Origin of the sequence: Mesorhizobium sp. M0185 (assembly GCF_040322175.1) — a bacterium.
GTDB lineage: Bacteria > Pseudomonadota > Alphaproteobacteria > Rhizobiales > Rhizobiaceae > Mesorhizobium.
Map to the genome: position 1 here is coordinate 1 of NZ_JAMYSY010000105.1, position 5,089 is coordinate 5,089.

Below are 5,089 nucleotides of genomic sequence, written 5' to 3' on the forward strand. Positions count from 1 at the left end.
AAGGTCTCGACTGGCGGCGCGTCCATGAGGCGCGCCGGACCCGCGTTCCAGCCCAGGCCGGCTGACCCGCGACGAAGTGAATCAGCCTGGATTCCGCTGTCGCGGGCTGTCGGCGAATATGGTCTGATCCTGTCATGGCGATGACTGCTGACCAGCTTCCCGACGATCCGGACGCGCTGAAGGCGATGGTCCTGGCGCGCGACGTCGAGAACGCCCGGCTGATCCAGATCATCAAGGAATTGCAGCGCCACCGCTTCGGCCGTCGTGCTGAAACGCTCCCCGAGGATCAATTGCTGCTGGGGCTCGAAGAGGCCGAGCAGATCGAGGCCGCCGGCGAGGAAGCGAAGGAACAATCTGCTCTCGCCGAGCGCCAAGCAAAGGCCACGAAGCGCCGGGCGAACCGCGGTGCGTTGCCACCCCACCTGCCGCGCACGGAGATGGTCGTCGACATCGAGGACCATGCCTGCCCGTGCTGTCGCAATGGCCTGCACCGGATCGGCGAGGACGTGAGCGAGCGGCTCGACATCGTTCCGGCGCAGCTGCGCGTGATCGTGGTGCGGCGGCCCAAATATGCCTGCCGCGCCTGTGAGGATGTGGTCGTTCAGGCTGCCGCGCCGGCCCGGCTGATCGAGGGTGGTCTTCCGACCGAAGCGACGGTCGCCCAAGTCCTGGTCTCCAAATACGCCGATCACCTGCCGCTCTATCGTCAGGCGCAGATCTATGCCCGGCAAGGCATCAATCTCGATCGCTCCACGCTCGCCGACTGGGTCGGCCGCGCCGCCTGGCACCTGCGTCCGGTGCATGAGCGGCTGCTTGGCAAATTGAAGTCCTCGCCAAAACTCTTCGCCGACGAGACGACCGCGCCGGTGCTCGATCCCGGCCGAGGCAAGACCAAGACCGGGCAGCTCTGGGCCTATGCGCGTGACGATCGGCCATGGCAGGGAGCCGACCCGCCGGGCGTTGCCTATGTCTACGCACCCGACCGGAAGGCCGAGCGTCCGATCGCTCATCTCGCAGGCTTCACTGGAATCCTGCAGGTCGATGGCTATGGCGGCTATCGCGTGCTGGCCGACAAAAGCGACGTGACGCTCGCCTTCTGCTGGGCACACGTGCGCCGACGCTTCTATGAACTGGCGACAGCGGGTCCCGCGCCGATCGCCAGCGAGGCGCTGAGACGGATCGCCGAGCTCTACAGAATAGAGGACGATATCCGCGGCCGATCGGCCGATGAACGCCGTGCGATGCGTCAGGAAAATAGCCGCGCTATTGTCGCCGATCTCGAACCCTGGCTGCGCGAGAAGCTCGGCCTGATTAGCCAGAAGACAAAGCTCGCCGAGGCGATCCGCTACACGCTCTCGCGCTGGCAAGGCCTCTCGCGCTTCCTTGACGACGGCGGCCGCATCGAGATCGACAGCAACACCGTCGAGCGCTCAATCCGTCCAATCGCGCTCAACCGCAAGAACGCGCTCTTCGCGGGCTCGGACGGCGGTGCCGAACACTGGGCAGTCATCGCATCGCTCATCGAAACCTGCAAACTCAACGGTGTCGAGCCGCTCGGCTATCTCGCCAACGTCCTCACCAGGATCGTCAACGGCCATCCGAACAGCCAGATCGACGACTTGCTGCCCTGGGCCTACATCCGGGCGCCTGAGCTCAAGGCCGTGGCCTGAGAACAGCGCTTACAATTAAGCGCCAATCCCGAAGCCAGTTTCCGTAAGGATCGCCCGTCGTGGCATTGCCTATCAGTGCAACAACATCGAACGGGCCGCCGAGCGGCTGTTGCACAGGACCAAGCAGTGTGGCCCCAAATGGCTCAGCGCAGTGCAGCTCTGCCATGCATGCCTTGATCGATAAACGCGAAGTAGTCGCGGGGCGTTTCTCGAAGCGGCCAAGGAACAGGGAAACCTACTGCCTCCTTAGCATCTGCGACTGAAGCCCTACTTTCGGCCGGGCACGAAACTAACAAAGACCATCGTCGGCTCTGCAGCGAGGCGGCGGTCATAGAACTGGCAAGCGAGGACCATTGGCCTGTCCGACTATCGTTGTGCCTTCAGCAGACGCTCGAGCGTTGAAAAGTCCCTCATGTCGCGGTAGGGCGTCAGGTCAAGATCCTTGGGGATCTTCTTGAGCTTCTCTTCGGAGATCGGTTTTTCGTTCTTTTTGTTGACGGCCTGGTAAGCGGACCAGCCAACACCCGCCGCCTTCACGGCCTCGCGTTCGGCTCGAAGGGCGATTTGATGCGCGTGCAGATAATGAAGCCCGAGTTCGTCTAGGAGCGCCTTTTCAACGATCTCGTGCGTTAGCAGGAATGGGGCAAGCCGGACTTTGGCGGATTTCCAATCCATAGTGCGAGGCATATGGCGATCGATATAAATCGTCCTGCCATCTTTGCTGTAGCCAGCAATGTAGGGGATATCGAAATCATGAACGATCTTCACCCGACGATGCAGCGCCCGCACAGCGTCATTCAGTACATCATCGTCCAACTCTTCGGAAACGTGGCGGACTTCATCTTCAAGCTTCATTTTTTCCACACTGACACAAGCGGCGCTTTGCTCCCATAGACCGGGTCCTTCCGTGAACGGCCAACTTGGGAATCGTTCGTAATGCCCGCTCATGTTCCTGCGCTGTCGTGCATTCGTCATAAGCGCCGGATGCGGGATAAGCGCCGACCACCAGGAAACCAGCAGACTCGGAGAGACATTGGTGACCGGTGCCGGCCGGAAGAACTGCCATGTCGCCGGCCTTCAAGGACAATGTACGGCCCCTGTTGCCCCCGAACCGAACCTTGCCGGTTCCGCCCGCAACCCCAAGCACTTCATTTTTGCGGGAATGGTAATGAACGTAGTGGTAGATGCCGTCCCGCCAGCCGCTACTCCAGCCATTGGCCTCGAAAAGCGCTTCCAGCACGGCTGCGGAGTCAAATTGTTCCATCGAGGCGCCACGATAGACGACAAATGGCCAGAAGGGGTGGTTCGGCACGAGGCCGTCATCCTTGAACCGAAATTCGAATGGCTTCTTCACCTTCGCAAATTCGGCGAGTTCTTGCTTTCTCGGTCGCGCGATACCCGTCGCCTGCTCGGTAGCTTTCTTCAGGCTCTCAAGAATGCCCACGGCGAATCCTTGCGCTGGACGAGACGTCAGACAGAGCAGCGGGGAAAGCCTCCCGCTCTGGTCTCAACAAATCTCAACCAGCGACACCGCACTTTGTTCCTTTTGCCGAACGGCCGCTATTGAGCTGCGACCGCGAGGAGGACTGAAAGTCAGAGAAGCGCCCGCATGTCGGCCGCTCAGCTTGTGCCTGCCGGAGTTGAACGAGAATTGTCTGGCGGTGCTGCGCCGGAAGGCATTCGCGTCCTCCCCGTTCTTGGATTCTAGGACCGGGCGATACCCTTCGACCAATTTCCGCCGCCGATGCAGCGGAAACGCGCTTATGTTTGAATCATCGATCACCTCACCCGGATCGCCCAGGCGCAAAGTACGGATGCGACAGTGACATTCCGCAGCCAGAACGGCCTTGTGCGGCTCTCGGAGCTTAAGAAGGTCGATGCTTAAGGCGTACCCCTATGAATGCCTCGCGGTGATGCTCCCGCCCGGCGCCACTCATCGCAGCGCGAGGCGCCTAAAGACGTCCTTCTTCTCCCTTTTGCGGTTCCGCCGCCGCTCCGTCCGCACCACGCTCCAGCGCCACCGTTTTCTTGACCAGGGCCAGCAGATCGCGCTTGGTGCCGTGCGGCAGAGACACGACCTGTCTGCGAGTTCCATACTGTCGCGCGCTTCCTCCGGCGTGCCGCCCCATAGATGCGGGGCAGCGCTGAACAGCATTTCCATCGGCATGAATCCGAGGATTTCGCACACGCAAGGCGCTTGGCAGCGCCGTCTTAACGAGGCCGGACGATGGGCGGCCGAAAGGGTGATGAAAGCCATTGCCGCCGAGGGCGCCGCGTGAGCGGCGCCCCATGATCGAAGCGAAGTCGGAGCAATCACCAACCACGGACCACGGCCAGAATGGCGATCCGTTCGTTGGTGGCGATGCCGAGGGGAAATAATCGATCGAAATGCCTCGCGAGATGCGATCGCCGCCGTCGCCCTAGCCCTGCCCCTAGCTGGAACGCGTCCAACGGTACCGTTCATCCTGACACGAATGCGCTGACTGTCATGCTAGCGTGAGAGCGCGGCCGGCCGGTGTTACGACACCGATCTGGCAGCCTGCCGTGAAGTGAAGAGGAGAGTTCACCATGTCCAGGATCAATCGCCGCGCCTTGCTTCTCAACGCCGGCAGCGCCGTTATCGCCTCGACGGTTGCGGCAACAGCTCTCGCCGCAGAGCCGCGACGCCGGGACCGGGAACCGTCCAGCGATCTGCGAGCGCTGATCAAGGCGCACAAGGCAATGTACGCTGCGTTCGGCAAGGCGATCCACGAAATGGATCGCAGTAATCACGACCACGACAGAGCCAGCCGGGCTGAGGAAAGGGCGCTGCTGGCTGTATGCGCCTATCCTGCGGTCAGGGAAGGTGATCGCCGGGCCAAGGCACGATATCTTTTGAAGATCGAGGCGCGCGGTGAGCTCGACCTGGCAGAGCACATGCAGGCTCTTCTCCGCTCGACGATGTGGAAAGGATAGGACCGGCTTCCCCGTCGTGTAGGAGTCCGCCTCCTTAATGCGCCAAAGACCGGATCGCGTCCATGGTTGAGAGGTTCGCGTTGAAATAGCGCTAACGGAGAACAAACGCTGATTTGGTGGCGATCATTATGATCGCTGCTGGGTCAATAGCAGTCAACTCTGCCGGCTGTGGAATGAGCAAGGAGCGCCAGTTGCCGACCTTTCCGGCGCTTCTCCGAAGCTGACGTTCGCGGTGCGGCCGGAATGCCACCGAACCTGCCGACATCATAGCCACGCCTCGAGCAGAGGCTTCGTCTCGAGCACCTCGGCACGGTTCCGTTCGCGCGATAGAAGCGGCGGTTGGCGATTGAGCAGCATGGAATCGCCGAATTCATGCGCGCGGTATCGATACGCGGTGAAGGCTGCGGAGGCCTTGGCGAGCACAGCATCGTCGGCAAAGGCGCGCAGGAGCTCGAAATGGCTTT

The 5,089-nt window shown here is 61.5% G+C and carries 5 protein-coding genes and 1 pseudogene; 3 read left to right on the forward strand and 3 right to left on the reverse strand.

The window, feature by feature from the left end; genetic code table 11:
- The first annotated feature begins 134 nt into the window (after positions 1 to 134).
- Positions 135 to 1,670 carry an IS66 family transposase gene (gene tnpC, locus NKJ20_RS33815; protein ID WP_352749917.1) on the forward strand — a complete coding sequence of 512 codons (1,536 nt, stop codon included), beginning with the start codon at positions 135 to 137 and terminating at the stop codon, positions 1,668 to 1,670.
- Between the two features lie 366 nt (positions 1,671 to 2,036).
- Here tnpC and NKJ20_RS33820 read toward each other — a convergent pair whose 3' ends face one another.
- Entirely contained in the window at positions 2,037 to 2,525 is a 489-nt protein-coding gene (locus NKJ20_RS33820) for a hypothetical protein (protein ID WP_352749918.1), read from the reverse strand.
- The gene (locus NKJ20_RS33825; protein ID WP_352749919.1) at positions 2,515 to 3,114 is read right to left on the reverse strand and encodes a cupin domain-containing protein; all 600 of its coding nucleotides are present in this window, start codon (positions 3,112 to 3,114) and stop codon (positions 2,515 to 2,517) included. The genes NKJ20_RS33820 and NKJ20_RS33825 overlap by 11 nt, the downstream gene beginning before the upstream one ends.
- Before the next feature lie 433 nt (positions 3,115 to 3,547).
- Here NKJ20_RS33825 and NKJ20_RS33830 point away from each other — a divergent pair, with 433 nt between their 5' ends.
- On the forward strand, positions 3,548 to 3,949 hold the full coding sequence (locus NKJ20_RS33830) for a hypothetical protein (protein WP_352749921.1): 402 nt from the start codon (positions 3,548 to 3,550) through the stop codon (positions 3,947 to 3,949).
- A gap of 289 nt (positions 3,950 to 4,238) precedes the next feature.
- Entirely contained in the window at positions 4,239 to 4,625 is a 387-nt protein-coding gene (locus NKJ20_RS33835) for a hypothetical protein (protein ID WP_352749923.1), read from the forward strand.
- Between the two features lie 264 nt (positions 4,626 to 4,889).
- Here the strand turns inward: NKJ20_RS33835 and NKJ20_RS33840 are convergent.
- Positions 4,890 to 5,089: pseudogene (locus NKJ20_RS33840) on the reverse strand (hypothetical protein); the annotation flags it as partial.

Bases quoted from the DNA above. Each gene is read 5' to 3' on its own strand.
- tnpC (WP_352749917.1), top strand. From the start codon at position 135: ATGGCGATGACTGCTGACCAGCTTCCCGACGATCCGGACGCGCTGAAG.
- NKJ20_RS33820 (WP_352749918.1), bottom strand. From the start codon at position 2,525: ATGAAGCTTGAAGATGAAGTCCGCCACGTTTCCGAAGAGTTGGACGAT.
- NKJ20_RS33830 (WP_352749921.1), top strand. From the start codon at position 3,548: ATGCTTAAGGCGTACCCCTATGAATGCCTCGCGGTGATGCTCCCGCCC.
- NKJ20_RS33835 (WP_352749923.1), top strand. From the start codon at position 4,239: ATGTCCAGGATCAATCGCCGCGCCTTGCTTCTCAACGCCGGCAGCGCC.